Origin of the sequence: Paenibacillus sp. FSL R5-0345 (assembly GCF_000758585.1) — a bacterium.
Classification (GTDB): domain Bacteria; phylum Bacillota; class Bacilli; order Paenibacillales; family Paenibacillaceae; genus Paenibacillus_AQ.
In genome coordinates this window covers 4,454,522-4,470,747 of record NZ_CP009281.1, presented here as the reverse complement: position 1 = coordinate 4,470,747, position 16,226 = coordinate 4,454,522, and the positions used below count along the sequence as shown (strand labels likewise).

Annotated in this window: 16 protein-coding genes; 12 read left to right on the top strand and 4 right to left on the bottom strand. The window is 44.3% G+C overall.

Features of this window, described 5'->3' with window-relative positions; translation table 11 throughout:
- The first annotated feature begins 90 nt into the window (after window positions 1–90).
- The 7 genes from R50345_RS19855 (at window position 91) to R50345_RS19825 (ending at window position 9,011) form a co-directional block, all read left to right on the top strand.
- A complete protein-coding gene (locus R50345_RS19855; protein WP_042132316.1) occupies window positions 91–927 on the top strand; it encodes a GDSL-type esterase/lipase family protein in 837 nt (278 codons plus the stop codon).
- A gap of 107 nt (window positions 928–1,034) precedes the next feature.
- The gene (locus R50345_RS19850; protein ID WP_042129433.1) at window positions 1,035–2,015 is read left to right on the top strand and encodes an ABC transporter ATP-binding protein; all 981 of its coding nucleotides are present in this window, start codon (window positions 1,035–1,037) and stop codon (window positions 2,013–2,015) included.
- Complete coding sequence (locus R50345_RS19845; protein ID WP_042129431.1) at window positions 2,008–2,997, top strand: ABC transporter permease; 990 nt, start codon at window positions 2,008–2,010, stop codon at window positions 2,995–2,997. The genes R50345_RS19850 and R50345_RS19845 overlap by 8 nt, the downstream gene beginning before the upstream one ends.
- A gap of 167 nt (window positions 2,998–3,164) precedes the next feature.
- Window positions 3,165–5,147, top strand: a complete 1,983-nt coding sequence (gene parE / locus R50345_RS19840; protein WP_042129430.1) for a DNA topoisomerase IV subunit B — start codon at window positions 3,165–3,167, stop codon at window positions 5,145–5,147.
- Window positions 5,148–5,401: 254 nt separating this feature from the next.
- A complete protein-coding gene (gyrA, locus tag R50345_RS19835) occupies window positions 5,402–7,843 on the top strand; it encodes a DNA gyrase subunit A (protein WP_042129428.1) in 2,442 nt (813 codons plus the stop codon).
- Window positions 7,844–8,030: 187 nt separating this feature from the next.
- Entirely contained in the window at window positions 8,031–8,462 is a 432-nt protein-coding gene (locus R50345_RS19830; protein ID WP_042129426.1) for a MarR family winged helix-turn-helix transcriptional regulator, read from the top strand.
- A gap of 96 nt (window positions 8,463–8,558) precedes the next feature.
- Window positions 8,559–9,011: a hypothetical protein gene (locus R50345_RS19825; protein ID WP_231573832.1), complete on the top strand. Its 453-nt coding sequence runs from the start codon at window positions 8,559–8,561 to the stop codon at window positions 9,009–9,011.
- Between the two features lie 329 nt (window positions 9,012–9,340).
- Here the strand turns inward: R50345_RS19825 and R50345_RS19820 are convergent, their stop codons facing one another.
- Both R50345_RS19820 and R50345_RS19815 read right to left on the bottom strand, forming a co-directional pair.
- Window positions 9,341–10,087 (bottom strand): RluA family pseudouridine synthase, encoded by a 747-nt coding sequence (locus tag R50345_RS19820; RefSeq protein ID WP_231573831.1) that lies wholly within the window; start codon window positions 10,085–10,087, stop codon window positions 9,341–9,343.
- Between the two features lie 3 nt (window positions 10,088–10,090).
- A complete protein-coding gene (locus tag R50345_RS19815) occupies window positions 10,091–10,954 on the bottom strand; it encodes a class I SAM-dependent methyltransferase (protein WP_042129425.1) in 864 nt (287 codons plus the stop codon).
- 192 nt (window positions 10,955–11,146) lie between these two features.
- Here R50345_RS19815 and R50345_RS19810 point away from each other — a divergent pair, with 192 nt between their 5' ends.
- From R50345_RS19810 to R50345_RS19795, 4 genes are all read left to right on the top strand, one after another.
- Window positions 11,147–12,043, top strand: coding sequence for a helix-turn-helix domain-containing protein (locus tag R50345_RS19810; RefSeq protein ID WP_156114834.1), 897 nt, complete (start codon window positions 11,147–11,149; stop codon window positions 12,041–12,043).
- A gap of 97 nt (window positions 12,044–12,140) precedes the next feature.
- Window positions 12,141–12,506, top strand: a complete 366-nt coding sequence (locus tag R50345_RS19805; protein ID WP_042129420.1) for a VOC family protein — start codon at window positions 12,141–12,143, stop codon at window positions 12,504–12,506.
- 169 nt (window positions 12,507–12,675) lie between these two features.
- Window positions 12,676–13,128 (top strand): flavodoxin, encoded by a 453-nt coding sequence (locus R50345_RS19800; RefSeq protein WP_042129418.1) that lies wholly within the window; start codon window positions 12,676–12,678, stop codon window positions 13,126–13,128.
- Between the two features lie 25 nt (window positions 13,129–13,153).
- Window positions 13,154–13,909, top strand: coding sequence for a hypothetical protein (locus R50345_RS19795; protein ID WP_156114833.1), 756 nt, complete (start codon window positions 13,154–13,156; stop codon window positions 13,907–13,909).
- Between the two features lie 65 nt (window positions 13,910–13,974).
- Here the strand turns inward: R50345_RS19795 and R50345_RS19790 are convergent, their stop codons facing one another.
- Both R50345_RS19790 and R50345_RS19785 read right to left on the bottom strand, forming a co-directional pair.
- Window positions 13,975–14,820, bottom strand: coding sequence for a GNAT family N-acetyltransferase (locus R50345_RS19790; protein WP_042129416.1), 846 nt, complete (start codon window positions 14,818–14,820; stop codon window positions 13,975–13,977).
- An 83-nt stretch (window positions 14,821–14,903) separates the two neighbouring features.
- Window positions 14,904–15,197: a GNAT family N-acetyltransferase gene (locus R50345_RS19785; RefSeq protein WP_042129414.1), complete on the bottom strand. Its 294-nt coding sequence runs from the start codon at window positions 15,195–15,197 to the stop codon at window positions 14,904–14,906.
- Between the two features lie 291 nt (window positions 15,198–15,488).
- On the opposite strand from R50345_RS19785, the gene R50345_RS19780 reads away from it, so the two are divergent.
- Window positions 15,489–16,097, top strand: coding sequence for a 50S ribosomal protein L25 (locus R50345_RS19780; protein WP_042129413.1), 609 nt, complete (start codon window positions 15,489–15,491; stop codon window positions 16,095–16,097).
- Window positions 16,098–16,226 lie beyond the last annotated feature (129 nt).

Here is a 16,226-nt window from a genome sequence, read left to right as displayed (position 1 = left end):
CAAAACCGGTATGGAAGATTTATGTTTATGTACATAGTTAAGATCTTTGTAAAATGTGGAACAATACATAATAGAACGGCACACGGAGGGATGGCTTTGAATGATTCAAAGTGGACATGGCGCACAATCAGCCTGATTTCCATAATAACAACAATAATTCTAATTGTAGGTTTAGTTTATGCGGTCAAAGACATCATTTATCCGGTTGGAGAAGCGTCAGAGACAAACTTGCCACAGCAAACAGCCGCTCCAGTGACGGAGACGACTAAGAAGCTAAAAGTTGTTGCTCTCGGTGATTCGCTAGCCAAGGGAACTGGTGATAACACCGGAGAAGGATTTGTTAAGCGCACGGTTAGTGGTTTATCCGCTAAAGGTATCGAAGTTGATTTTTTAGGGAACATGGGGATCAATGGTTTGACTACTGCAGGACTGCAAAGCAAGCTGGAAGAAGATGGAGTGGATTACGCACTGCACATGGCAAATGTCATTCTGCTCTCGATCGGAGGGAATGATTTATTCAAGGACTCGAACATTTTGCAGAATAGCGGCGCGCTTCAGAGTGAATCCACAACGGATCAAGAGCTAACGCCAGAGTCATTGCTCGCAGCTCTTCCCGAAGCAGCAGCCAGATTGGGTAAGGTTCTTGAGAAGATCATGGAGATCAATCCGAACGCTCAAATTTATTATATGGGGTTATATAACCCCTTTGGAGATATCCCAGATCTACTTGTACCAGGTAATCAGGCGGTTACGAAGTGGAATAATGCAGCTATGGAAATTATTAATAAGCACAGTAATATGACCTTGGTTCCTACCTTTGATTTGTTTAAGGAGCACTTGGACAAATATTTATCAACGGATCATTTTCATCCGAATGGGGATGGATATCAGCGAATCGGAGAGCGATTCATTCAGGCTATACACTAGATCATAAGTGAGAGCCAGCTTTCTAAGAAAGATGGCTGTGTTAGATAACATATCCTTTGAGCAAGTACTAGTCGAGGAAATGACAGTAACAAGGAGATAAGCAGAATATGACAAAAGCGAACAGTGGAGAATCCAGCCCGGTCGTCTTGTCTGTGGACGGGGTGCGGAAAAAAATAGGACGAAAGTGGATTATTGATGATGTCACGTTTGATGTGAGAGAAGGAGAAATATTTGGCTTCCTAGGACCCAATGGTGCTGGGAAGACGACTACAATTCGAATGCTTGTCGATTTGATTCGTCCTAGCGAGGGCAAGATTACGGTATGTGGTTACAATGTGAATCGAAATCCGGAAAAAGCGTTGCAATTTGTTGGCTCTATCGTTGAGAACCCTGAGGTATATACCTATTTGACCGGATGGGAGAATTTACAGCATTTTGCCCGCATGCAGCCTGGTATTGATAATGCTCGTATTAGCGAAGTCGTAGATATCGTTCGGCTGGATCAACGAATCCATGATAAGGTAAGTACATATTCGCTTGGGATGAGACAACGTTTAGGCATAGCGCAAGCGCTGCTGGGACGTCCGCGTCTGCTTATTCTGGACGAGCCTACCAATGGCTTAGATCCAAAGGGAATTAAGGAGTTACGAGAATTTATACGCAAGCTGGCTGATGAGGGCCTAGCGGTATTTGTATCGAGTCATTTACTCAGCGAAATTCAGCTTCTTTGTGACCGTGTTGCGATTATTAGCAAAGGACGTGTGCTGGCGGTAGGTGCGGTAGATGAGCTGATCGCTCGAAATTCGCCTTACGTTCTTTGGGAGCTGGAGCCTTTTGCTGAAGCTCGGGCACTGCTGGCTGATCGCCCGGACATTCAGATTCAGAAGCTGGAAGAAGTCACCTTGGATGATTCTATTATTGCAGGGATGGGTCCGAATTCTTTAATCACTATTATGGAGCAGGATTTAATCCCCGAGATTGTGGCCGTAATGGTGACTTCTGAAATCGAAGTTAGGGCTGTGCATAAAATCAATCCGACACTGGAACAGCTATTCTTGAAACTAACGGAGGGTGAGAACGTTGAATAATATGCTTCCGTTAATCCGTAATGAGTGTTTAAAAATCATTAAAAAGAAACGGTTTTATGTTATACTGCTGATTCTGATTGTATTGGTGCCTATGTTTACCTACGCTCAGATGCGATCAGCGGAGCGTAGCCGAGATAAATTCAATTCCGATTGGCGTCTGGAGATCCAGCAGCAGATCATTGATAATCAAAATTCTTTGGGCAGTGATCGAATTCCAGAGGAATGGAAGACTTATCGGCGAATATTTGTACAGCAGCTTCAATATTACCTACATCATGATGTGAATCCGAACGAGCCAAGTGGCGTTACGTTTACCCGAGAGTTTTTGGATAATTCGGTTACTTTATTTATTCCACTGCTCATAATGGCGGTAGCATCGGATTTAGTCTCTGCGGAGCGAACCACAGGAACGATCAAAATGCTGCTGACAAGGCCAGTTAAGCGCTGGAAAGTCTTATTTAGTAAAATGGCGGCGCTGCTTATGTTTGTCTCGCTTATCGTACTCTCCACATTTGTGATCAGCTACCTAATCTCCGGTCTGGCTTTTGGATACAAGGGTTTTAATATCCCTGTATTTACAGGCTTTAAGATCAGTGGGGACTCGGTGGATATGTCTACCGTACATGCAGTGCCACAGTGGAAGTATATGCTTATGCAAGGTGGATTGGTCTGGTTCGTTAGCGTCGTAGTTGCCTTGCTTGCTTTTATGATCTCTGTACTTGTAAGGAGCACTGCTGCTAGTATAGTGGTCATGATGGCAGCGCTGATCGCCGGGAATATTTTGACCAATATGGCTTCAGCGTGGACAACAGCGAAATATTTATTTATGGTAAATCTTGGACTGACCGGTTATTTGTCAGGAACGCCTGCACCCATAGAGGGGATGTCCTTGTCATTTTCCATGGCTGTGCTGGCTGTATGGGGGGCCGCTTCGGTGATCATTTCATTCGCCGTCTTTACGAAAAGGGATATTTTGAATTAGAATGTACAAAGTGACCAAAACGTTTGTTTGCATTTCTTGAAATATAAGAAGTATAAGATTTGCATCTATACTTAATATCTTATATTTCTCGCTTAAAGGCTTACCGTCTTTAAAAGGACGCCGAAGGCGCTAATGCTTGAGTATAGAGAAAAGAAGGAGGAGCATGAATGCTCGAACAGATCGATATGTTTGCTGAAGTTTCTAATAACGGCGAGAATGGCCGTACTGGATACGATGCTGACGACATTCAAGTGCTCGAAGGTCTAGTTGCAGTTCGCAAACGACCTGGCATGTATATCGGCAGTACAAGTTCTTCGGGACTACATCATCTAGTATGGGAAATTGTAGATAACGCTGTGGATGAGCATTTAGCCAAGTATTGTACGAAGATTGATTTACTACTTCGCAAAGATGGCTCAGTAACAGTGACTGACAACGGTCGTGGAATTCCTACTGGAATGCATAAGACAGGAGTGCCAACGCCGCAGGTTGTATTTACAATTTTGCATGCAGGCGGTAAATTCGGTGGATCTGGTTACAAGAAATCAGGCGGTTTGCATGGCGTCGGAGCCTCAGTGACGAATGCTTTGTCTGAATGGCTTGAAGTAGAGATCTATCGTGAAGGCAAAATCCATCGTCAACGTTTTGAATATTGGGTGGACAAGAAGGGGAAAGAGCATGTTGGCGAACCTGTAACAGGCCTTGAAATTCTGGGCAACACCAACAAAACCGGTTCGAAAATCACTTTTAAACCGGACATTCGCGTCTTTCCAAATGGAATAGCCCTGAATTATGACACACTGGCAGAGCGGGTACAGGAGATTGCCTTTCTGAATTCCGGTCTGCGTATTACGCTGCATGATGAGCGCAGTAATCGTCAGGACGAATTCTTTTACGAGGGTGGAGCAAGCCAATTTGTTCAATTCCTGAACGAGGGTAAGGATGTTCTGCATGATGTCATTCATTTCAGCGCAGAAAAAGATGATATCGAAGTGGAAGTAGCCCTTCAGTACAATGGAGGCTATACAGAAACCTTGGCTTCCTTCGTTAACTCCATTCCTACTCGTAGCGGGGGTACTCATGAGACTGGCTTTAAGACTGCGTATACTCGTGTGCTAAATGACTATGCCCGGCGTACACAGTTGCTTAAGGAAAAGGATAAGAATTTAGAAGGAAATGACTTGCGCGAAGGTATGATGGCTGTCATTAGTGTCAAAATGTCCGAGGTTGAATTTGTTGGACAGACGAAGGATCAGCTCGGTAGTGCTTCTGCCCGTAGTGCAGTAGACTATATCGTATCTGAGAATATGGCTCGTTTCCTGGAAGAAAACCCACAGGTTGCACAAAGTCTTCTGAAAAAGTCGATTCAAGCTTCGAAGGCTCGGGAAGCGGCTCGCAAAGCCCGTGATGAGATTCGTACAGGTAAGAAACGCAGCGAGAGCTCGAATCTTGGCGGTAAATTATCACCTGCGCAGTCTAAGGACGTTACACGAACCGAGCTGTTCATCGTAGAAGGTGATTCGGCCGGAGGCTCGGCGAAGCAAGGGCGTGATTCTAAGATTCAGGCGATCCTGCCGCTAAAAGGAAAACCGATGAATCCGGAAAAAGCCAAGCTGTTGGATATCCTGAAGAACGATGAATATAAAGCGATCATTTCCACGATTGGTGCAGGAATTGGTCCAGACTTTACCGTCGAAGACAGCAATTATTCCAAAATTATTATTATGACCGATGCGGATACAGATGGAGCGCATATTCAGGTGCTGCTGCTGACATTTTTCTATCGTTATATGAAGCCGTTACTAGATGCTGGAAAGGTCTTTATCGCTCAGCCTCCGCTATATAAGCTGACCCGTAAAACGGGCAAGCTGGAGACCGTAAGATATGCTTGGAGTGATGAAGAACTGCAAAATTACTTAAAGGAATTCGGCAAAAACTTCGAGCTTCAGCGTTATAAAGGATTGGGTGAGATGAACCCGGATCAGTTGTGGGAAACGACGATGAATCCAGAGTCGCGTACACTGCTTCAGGTGCAGATTGAGGATGCTGCTAAAGCGGAGCGCCGCGTTTCTACACTAATGGGTGATAAAGTCGATCCTCGTAAACGCTGGATTGTTGAAAATGTCGATTTCACTGAAATTGTAGAGTAGTTGCAGCTAGTATTGCTGCAAGTGACGAATACTTCCACTGTTTTTAATTTTTTGGTGATAGGCAAACGGAGTGGCGGAATCGTTCTGGAGGAGCGTTAGCGTTCGCCTTTGTTTCCGGATTTTATCCGCTAACAGCGGTATAATCAAAAAATCTGGAAACAACAGCGACCGGAAGAATGATCCGCAAAGCGCAGTGAAAGAATATCACCAATCTTTAAGAAAGTGGACAGATTGAGGAACAGAAGGTGAGCAAAGTGAGTAGTTTATCAGAACAATTTTTGCCGGCTTTTCTGGAAGAGGTCGTCGGTGACCGCTTTGGTCGGTATTCCAAATACATTATTCAGGACCGGGCGATTCCCGATGTCCGCGATGGACTTAAGCCTGTACAGCGTCGGATTCTTTATGCGATGTACGATTCTGGCAATACGCCTGACAAGCCGTATCGCAAGTCCGCCAAAACCGTCGGGGATGTAATGGGTAATTACCATCCACACGGTGACTCCTCGATTTACGATGGTATGGTTCGTATGGCACAGCCATGGAAGATGGGGCATGTACTTGTTGACGGTCACGGCAACTGGGGCTCGATGGATGATGACCCAGCTGCAGCGATGCGTTATACGGAAGCACGGTTATCTCCGATTGCAATGGAGATGATGCGTGATATCGAGAAGCGGACAGTATTGTTTAAGGATAACTTTGACAATACAGCTAAAGAGCCTGTTGTTGTTCCCTCTCGGTATCCGAACTTACTCGTGAATGGTACGAGTGGGATTTCCGCAGGTTTTGCCACTGAAATTCCGCCGCATAATCTGCGTGAGGTTATTGATGCTTGCATCGCAGTTATGCAAAAGCCGGATATTGAACTTGAAGATATCATGACCTTCATGAAAGGTCCGGATTTTCCTACTGGCGGCACTATCATGGGTGGCGATGGCATCATGGATGCATACCGCACAGGTAAAGGTCGTATTTACTTGCGCTCCAAGACTGAGATTGAAAATATGCGTGGCGGCAGGCAACAAATCGTGATTACTGAAGTTCCCTTCCAGATTGTAAAATCACGACTAGTTACCTCCATGGAGAACATTCGGTTAGAGAAGAAGATCGATGGCATTGCCGAGGTTCGTGATGAGAGTGGACGAGAAGGTCTTCGGATTGTAGTTGAACTCAAAAAAGAGGCTGATGCCCAAAGCGTTTTGGCGTATCTGCTCAAAAAAACCGATCTTCAAATCACTTATAACTTCAATATGGTAGCTATTGTTAACAAAGCTCCGCAACAGCTTGGTCTTAAAGCCATCCTGGAGGCTTATATTGCTCATCAGCGTGAAGTTGTGACTCATCGCACCCAGTTTGATCTGGAACGCGCAGAAGACCGTGCTCATGTCTTAGAGGGCTTGGTTAAAGCACTGAATATTCTAGATGAGGTTATCGCTGCCATCAAGGCATCGAAGAACCGACAGGATGCTCAGAACAATCTCGTGTGGATGTTCGGGTTCAGTGAACGTCAAGCGGACTCCATTCTTACCTTGCAATTGTATCGTCTGACTAATCTGGAGATTACTTCACTCCAAAAAGAATTGGACGAAATGATGGCAAAGATTACACATCTGCGCGGCATATTGGAAAGTGACAAGAAGCTCGTAGCTGTAATCCGTAAGGAATTACTGGAGATCCGCGACAAGTACGGGATCGATCGCCGTTCTCTGATCCAAGGCGAGGTTGAGGAGATTAAGGTTAGCCTTGAAGCGTTGGTCAACGCAGAGGATGTGTTAGTAGCACTTTCCGCAGACGGTTATATTAAGCGTACAAGTATGCTTTCCTTTACCCGTTCTGGTGGTGAACGCCATACATCGGGTGTTAAAGAAGGCGATCATATCGTCAAGCTGCTCGATGTGAATACCCGTGACAGTTTGCTGGTATTTACGCGAAAAGGACAATACTTCTTGCTTCCAGTTCATCAGATACCGGAGTTTAAATGGAAAGAACCTGGCACAGCGATCGTTAACGTTATCGGATTGTCTAAAGGGGATGGAATCATAAGTGTGATTCCGGTCAATAATCTTGATGATCCGCAGCAAAGTCTTGTGTTTATCACCCGTAGAGGTCAGGTTAAGCGTACAGAGCTCAAGGAATACTCTACAAGCCGTTCCGGAGCTGTAGCATCCTGTAAGGTAGCAGACGGTGATGAGATCATTACAGTGGCTACTAGTACGAATGACAAGGATATTGTACTCGTGACTCGTGAAGGAATGAGTATTAGATTCCATGAGAATGAAGTTAATCCTATGGGCCGTGTTGCATCCGGTGTAAGAGGGATTCAGCTTCGTGAGGGCGATGAGGTGATTTCTTGCTTCTGGGTCAGCGAAGATGAAGGTGAGATTCTCTCCATCTCTGATATTGGATATGCAAAACGTTCATTACTAGTAGATTATCCATCTCAAAGCCGTGGTGGAAAAGGGATGCCAACCTTTGAATTTAAGGAAGGCAAACGAGTACGACCAAATGGCAGTAGATTGGCAGGGGCTTTCTATTGCAGAGAACCGCTGGAACTGAATGCTATTACAAAGGAGAATGCACATCACACATTCTCTTCTGAATCCGCACCACTTGGAGAGCGTCGTTCTACGGGTAAACAGATTGTCCCTGTGGAGAAAAAAGATGAGATTGTTAATCTTTTTCCGGCAGTTAAGTAAAACTAATCAGTAATTAACAGATTAAGGTGTTTAGTCAATTCTTTTTGAGAACTGACTAAACGCCTTTTTTTAATGTTCTTGCTCAACCGTGCAGAAGATTTATTTTTCTTCACTTGCAGGAAATGGAATTTGTTTCGCGAAAATGTAGTTATACCGGATAGAACCGCGAGGAAAGGAAGGAATAAGTGTGCACGCTTCTGAATTCAGTAAAATATGGCATAAAATTTTGAAAGATTACAAACTACATATGGACAGTAATCTTGCCCCATCGCTAACGGATGCCCAGCTCACAGTACTTGAACTGCTTCAGGAACGTGATGCCATGAAGCCTTCTGATCTGGCTCCACATCTGGCGACCAGTCCTGCAGCGGTTACTATGTTACTTGATCGGATGGAGAAAAATGGGCTTATCATTCGGGAGAGAGATGCTGCGGACCGCCGTATTGTATGGGTGAGTATAACCGAGATTGGAACGCAAGAGACTGTACGTGGTTTGAAGATCCGCAGTGATTTTTTTGCAGAAGCGCTTGATCCGATTTCCTCTCATAACCAACAGTTACTACTTTATTTAATGGGCAAAATGGTAGTTACAGCTACGCCGGAAGGTTCTACGCCGTGAATAAGCTAGCTTTGTTGTATCATTATTACGATAAAGCTACGGGTCCATTTCAGAATTTATCTGATTTACCACCACAAGAAGCAGAACAAATTCTGAATGATCTACGACACCAGAATAGAAGCTTTGCAAGTAAACGTTCGCAAGATTATCTTGAAATTCGACGGAGCCTTGAAGCAAAAGCCAGAGAATTATTTTCAAAAAGGTGGAAAGCCATCGCGAGCTTACCCACATTATATGACACTAGGAGAGTGTCCGTGGTTATTAGACTGGTATCCAGAAGCTAAAAGCCTGCAGCTTTCCGTTGATCAATTTAATGCTGAGGGTATCAGCTTCACCTACGGGGATTTATTTCCTACAATGAGATATAAAGATGGTAAACCTTATCGCAATCAAGTGTATACCAAGGACGAGATCGTCCGTGTAATAGAACAATTTGGTATGCCGCAGGAATGGAATACCAGCGGTGACAAGGGACCTGAACGATATATTGAGGCCCAGATATGGGATGACAAACCTATAAATATCTTATTAGAGTATTTAGAGAAATGAAGGAAGTAGTGTTTAGAGGCACGAAGTAGGCATTTAGAAATACTTAGTTGTATTTCGTACAGCTACAAGTTGCTATTCACTCTGCCAAATAGATATAACTGTATTTTATACACCTAAACGCAGGGTTATCTTTACTTTTGAGAGGTTTAGCCAGTTTTTAATTGTAGAGAATGCACTTGAAATCCGATTGACTGCTTTTTTATTGTGAATAAGTGTACAGAATGCAGCTACTGGGTTCAATCAACCCACCGTAGATCTAAAAAAACAGGCAGCGATTCTCCGGTTAATGGACAATCACTGCCTGTTTTAAATTGCAAGAAAGGGCTGTTTTAAGAAAGCTCTTTTTTTAGTATTTCCCGCGACCACAGATCCCAAGGATAGGTTTGTGGCGGAAGAGAAATGAGTTCTACTTCTTCTTTAGTAACAGGGTGGGGAAAGCCTACAAGTGCAGACCACAGTGCAATTTGCTGTCCAGGTCTGTTCACCGAAGCCCCATACTTCTGATCACCGTATAAGGGGCAGCCGATGGAGCTAAGCTGCACTCGAATTTGATGTGAACGACCGGTAAGTAAATCGATCTTGAGCAGACTGTAACCCTCAGCGCTGCCAAGTACCGTGTAATCCAGAATGGCTTCCTTACCGCCGGGTGTTCCTTTCCGGACTACGGTGACGGTATTGCTCTTGGCGTCTTTAAGCAGCGTATCGGTAAGACGGCCATGAGATGCTGGTGGTTTACCGTGCACGACCGTTAAGTACACCTTATGAAAGCTGTGAGTTCTGACACACTCGGATAGTCTTGATGCTGCTTTTGATGTCTTGGCAAAGATCATTGCACCTCCAACCGGACGATCCAGGCGGTGGACTAGCCCCATATAGACATTGCCAGGTTTGTTAAAGCGTTCCTTCACATCTTCTTTGAGCAGGTTGAGCAGATCAGGATCTCCAGTAGCATCCTCCTGAACAGGAATATTCACGGGCTTCACAATGCCTAGAAGATGATTATCTTCGTATAACACTTCAAAGCGCTTCGACATTCCGTCCAACGGCTCATTGCTGCCAGATAAATGCTGTGTCATGGCTTACGCCTCCCAGCGTCCCAGAATACCGCATGGCAGGTTCATGCCGGAGGAAGTAATCGGAAGACCGATTTCACCGGAGGTGAGCTTTCCGCCATAACGTTTGCCCATGGTCATCGATAACATATTACGTAGTACCGTTGGAGAAATCCCGGTGGTGTATGAATTGATTAGCATAAACAAAGGTTTATCGCTCATGATTTGCATACAGCTCTCAAGGAATGGATATAAGCTGGATTCAAGCTTCCACATTTCTCCACCAGGTCCTCTTCCATAGGAAGGCGGGTCCATAATAATCGCATCATACTTACTGCCACGACGTTGTTCACGTTGTACGAATTTGAATACGTCATCCGTGATGTAGCGAACTGGACGATCACCCAGGCCGGACAGCTGGACATTTTCTTTGGCCCATTGCACCATTCCTTTAGCTGCATCCACGTGAACAACAGAAGCGCCGGCACTTGCTGCGGCTACAGTAGCTCCACCAGTGTAAGCAAATAGATTCAGTACTGAGATCGGACGGTTAGCAGCCGCAATCTTGTCCATCATCCAGCTCCAGTTGGCCGCTTGTTCAGGGAATAGCCCTGTATGCTTGAAATTCGTAGGACGGAGGTGGAATTTTAATTTTCCGTAACTAATCTTCCAATCGTCCGGAATCGTTTTTTTCATTTCCCATTGTCCACCACCAGCCGAGGAACGGTGATAATGACCATGTACATCACGCCATTTAGCGGTCTCATTGGAGAGTGGCCAAATAATTTGCGGATCAGGACGGCGCAGGATAATGTCACCCCAACGTTCAAGCTTCTCTCCACCGCCAGTGTCAATTACTTCATAGTCTTTCCAGTCGCTAGCTATATACATTTTTTAATCCATCCTTCAAAAATTCATTTAGCCTTTATTGTACATCATTTCACCATATAGCTACAAACAAAATACGCACAGGTCTAATGCACTGTTTATTTTATTCAATGAAGATAATGTGTATAATATTTCCATGCTGACTGCTGTTATTCTGGCAGATCAAGCAGCGATTGTGTATGATCAGAATCCAGAGTGCTTACAATTTTACCGATCGGAGAACAGCAGCTTATGTTCAATCTCGCACCTCTATATTTCCCGATAACTGCAAATCCAGCCCAAACCAGTGAATATCTACCCAACCAAGCTTTGCAGCCGTATATTCGCTGTTTCTGGGGCTCTGTTGCACCACGTATTCGTACGGATGTATCAGTTCCCTTAATGGACAAGATATCTTGTTATGAACCTCGAAATGAAACGATTATTCCGGATACATGCATGGACATTATTTGGGATTTAGATGAATCAACAGGGATAACAACATCCGTTTTTTCTGGCATCAATGATGCTCCATTTGAGGTGCCTTCAGACAGGGGGGAAGGGTTGATTTCACGATTCGGTATCCGATTTCATTTCTGGGCTGTTCATTTTTTTGCGGATGACCATCTTCGGGATGTCTTGAATGCATTTGTGGATGTAGACCATTACTTTAGTACGTTTAAAAGTGAGCTTGGACTATTGCTGGAACAAGCAAACTCTATGGATGAAAGAATAGCGGTAGCTGAGGCTTATCTGTTTCAGCGTCTTGACCGTGGAGGCCGGACTAACGATCGGATGATGAATGCCGTTTATACCCTAATTAAACAAAAGGGTGTCGTAACCGCTGAGGATTTGGAAGCCAGCTCTAATCTAAGCAGACGTCAACTCGAAAGACTGTTTCAAGAATACATAGGTGTATCACCTAAAAAAACAGCTGATCTTGTGCGATTTCAGAATGTATGGCGGGAAATGTATCATCAGCCTGTGCAGACGAAGAATATGCAGGATCTTATTTTTTCGTATGGATTCAGCCATCAGCCGCATTTCATAAATAGTTTCAAGAAATATGCAGGAAGAACTCCACTTGAAGCTTTAGTCTATGCTGGCAGATAAAATGTCGCAATTTTGCAATACAAAGGCTGTTAGCCTTGTTAAACTAAATTCAAGTTAAAATTGACACTATGATGCTGAGAATGAAAGGGGACAAATTATGATTTCGTCTTTTGAAGGTACTAACATTTACACCAAGGACACAGCAGCGCTGGCTGCATTTTACTCGGAGGTGCTGGGTATTCCTATCCCGTTCGAAGGTTATGGCAATTTTGATGGCGCAAAGATTGGCTTTGACAAGAAGCAGCCTGGAATTATCATTTGGGATGCGACAAAATGGGACAAGCTCACGACAGGCTTTGTTAATTTAGTGTTCGGCTGCGATAATCTCGATGAGACGTATGAGCAATTAAAAGCTAAGGGACTGGATTGTCAGCCGCCGGTTACGATGGAGTATGGCGGGAAGGAAATGAACTTCCGCGATCCTGAGGGGAACCACATTACCTTACTCGAAGGAGCATACTAATTCAGTATTGAGCAAAAATAAGGATCGAACGCAAGCTTAACCGTGTGAATAACCGGGAGTTTGCGTTTTTTTATTTTTATCATTTGACAATGATAATCATTATCAAATAGAATGAGGGTGAAGCACACATCATTTAAATTTTATGTTTAGTAATGGGAGGAACAGATAGATGACTAAAGTGCTAGTGGCGTATGCCAGTTTAACTGGGAACACTGAGGAAATGGCTGAATTGATTGTAGAGGGAATACGCCAAGCAGGCGGTGAAGCCGTTTTGAAATCGGTCACTGAATGTAATGCGATTGAGATAAATTCATATGAAGGCGTTCTGTTAGGAGCATACACTTGGGGAGATGGAGAGCTGCCGGATGAAGCTCTTGATTTCTATGAGGAGATGGATGAGCTTGATTTGACCGCTATGAAATCAGCAGTTTTCGGTAGTGGAGATACAGGTTACGCCATTTATTGTGGAGCGGTGGACTTATTTGTGGAGAAGTTAAAGGAACGCGGGGCTTTTATATTACAGGATAGCCTAAAGATTGAATATGGACCGAACGCTGCTGAAAAAGAAGCTTGCCGCCAATTCGGTCGTCAATTTATCGAAGCTTGTACGGTGGTTTCATAGGATGGGCGGGCCAGCGGGAAGTTGGATGAAGAAATCAGTGAGTTTACATACGCCATCGTATAAACGGTTGCATGATTATCGAGTGGAGCACATTATGCTTGGTGGAGCCGAGAATTTATCAAGCGGTGCTCCAGCGACCGGGCTCCCACGCTGGCGCCAGCAGGTTCAATATGCTGTAGGGCATACACTTAACGACTTCTACAGTTTGTTGCCTGAAGTTCGAAGGGAAACACCGATACAATTTCTGTTAGAGCGTCGATGGCCTCCTAGAGGGGACGCATTTCCTTCATTACTTCAATATTGGGATATCAAGACGAGTATAGCTGATGAACTTATGCGTGTCGTTTCGACCAATCATCTAGAGGAAATTCCGGTAATGCTATACGAGCAGTGGTATGTGCCCGTGCCGGAGTTGAATCTGGAGCTATCTATGATTACTCAATTGGCTTGGAATTCTTCTCAGCATGGTCGAAGTCTGAACATTCAGAAATTTATGGTGAATGGCAATGAGGATACCGTTGCGGGCTTTTTGCATATGACTAATGTCTTTTGTTATGCGGCCTACGGAGAGCCTGCAGAGACCGTGGAAATTTACTCTTTGCTAGAGGGGCGTAAATACACTTACAAGGGAAATGCAGTCCCGTATAAGGAGTCTTTGGATTACGTGCGATTGTTATCTGTATTTCTGGAGCAGGAAGTGCTCGCTGACGGCTCGTTAAGCTGCAGTAACCGTAGAAGTGATAGAGGCGAAGCTAATGTTGGAGGCTTTGGACTCATGTGATAATAAGAAAGCCTCCTGCTCTACAGGCGAGAACGCCATTAGACAGGAGGCTTTAATTCTATGGATTAGCCGATATAACGGTAATAATCCTGTTTATTCTGAATGACAAAGCCACAGCTTTCATATAGCTTAAGCGCATTAGGATTATCTAGAGCGACCTCCAGATTAATGCCATTATAGTTTTTACGTTCTCGTTCGATCGTTTGAAGAAGTGCGCTTCGACCAATACCAAGCCCTCGTAGCTTCTTGTTGACGGTAAACCCATAAATCCAAGTTTCATTATCTTCGGTCCACAGTCGCATTTTACCAACAGGTTGTCCGTCCATTTCGATCATAATATGCTCTTGCAGATCTTCTTGCTTCTGCAGGTCATAAAGTTCGGCGGCATCTGCTGTCTTCATGTCAAAGCCTCCACAATCCAGCTCTACGAGGATAGGTGCTTCGTCTGCACGAGCAGGTCGTAAGATCACAGTTCCTGTCGCTGAGCTTGCTTCAGAAGAAGCAACCGAATCTCCGCTCCATTTCATTTGATATTCCGCGTGGTTGAACTGAAGAGGTAGTGTTTGCAGGAACGCAGCTCCGGAGGCTGAGGAGGCGGGAGCATTTAGAAGCAGGCTATCAACATTGCCCCGTTTGATAATCGTCTGTGCCCGGTTCCACAGGGAGGTGAAGATTCCACGTCGACGGTAACCTGGTCGAACCATACCGCAAACTTCCATTTCACTTCCGAATCCATACAAACCTAGGAATCCGACCAGTAGTTCATCATCATAGGTCACAAGCCATTCTGTATCACCAACATTTGATGGGCCGCGAAGCATATCCCAATTCAACTTTAGTGAAATTCCGTCATATTGCTCACAGCGTTCTTGTAACTCCTCTATATTTCTCAAAGTATCAGTAGTAGTCAAACCCGTTTCCTCCTAAAGTGTATTTGAACTAAGTGAATAAGTTCGAATAGGTTGATAAAGCTTTACGGAAACGGGAAGAGAGATCAGTCTCGTCCGCCTGTGTTCCCGCTCAGCACGTCCTTATACTCCGGATGCTTCTCGAATTGATGAGCTGCATAGGAGCACACAGGAACAATTTTTAATTTTTCATTTCGGGCTTTATCTACAACAGCCCGTACAAGTTCTTCACCGGTACCTTGCCCGCGCAGTTCTTCAGAGACACGGGTGTGGTCAATGACCAATTCCCCAGCCTCTTTATCCAAACTGTATGTGATCTCGGCAAGGTCCTTACCGTCATTCGCAACAAAAAAACGATCTGTCCCATTTTGAATTTGCATCTTATGGCTTCACTCCTATATTGTTATTGCCTATATTTTACTACTGCGATTTGTAAAAAGCGAGAAGATACCCAGATAGGATTGCAGTTATCCGTGAGCAACTCATTGTTTCCTAAGTTATGAATAATTATTGTTAAATTGTATGATAATACAATTTAACCCTGTTATAACCTGCATAAATAAGATCCTTAATGGTTCAAAGGCAGGACAAATGGGTAATAAGAGAGTGGTTAGGTTATACGTACATATCTAATCGGTCTTGTTTAAAATCCCTACTTAGGAGGAATCATCATGAATACAACAGTACGTTTGACAGAAAGATCCGGCTCGACTTCTTCACAGCGCAGAAAAGGCTTTGTACCGGTCGTCGTGTACGGTGCAGGTTCAGATAGCCGATCCTTTACAGCGGATGCTAAGACAATTACCGGGATTTTGGCTAATAACCCTCGGGCAGTTCTAACATTAGAATTGCCAGACTCAGGCAAAAAGAATGCTGTCATTCAAGAGATTCAGCGCCAGCCCGTATCCAAACAACTGCTTCACATTGATTTTCAGCAGATTGATATGAAAGCCAAATTGGATACAAAAGTAGCATTCCACTTTACTGGCGAGCCCGTTGGTGTGAAAAGTGGTGGCGTACAACAAATTGATTTGCATGAACTGGAAATTCGTACACTTCCAGATAAATTAACGGCATCTTTTGAAGTGGATATTAGTGGACTGGATATTGGAGATCAATTGCTAGTGTCCGATTTGCCAAAGCATGAAGGCTGGGAAATTTTGACGCCTGAGGACACTTTGATTGTCCGGATCGCACCTCCAACAGCTCAAGAGCCGACAGAAGAGGATGCTGCTGAACCAGCTGCAGTGGAAGCTTCTGGAGAAGACAAAGCTGAATAATCTTGATTTATTAATAAAGTAGATGAATTAAAGCAGACAGTTTCCTTACTATTAGGAGCTGTCTGCTTTTTTGTGCTGAGAGTGGAAATCCTCCTCTAGACGGAGGTTTACTTTTTGCCTGTGTCGTAA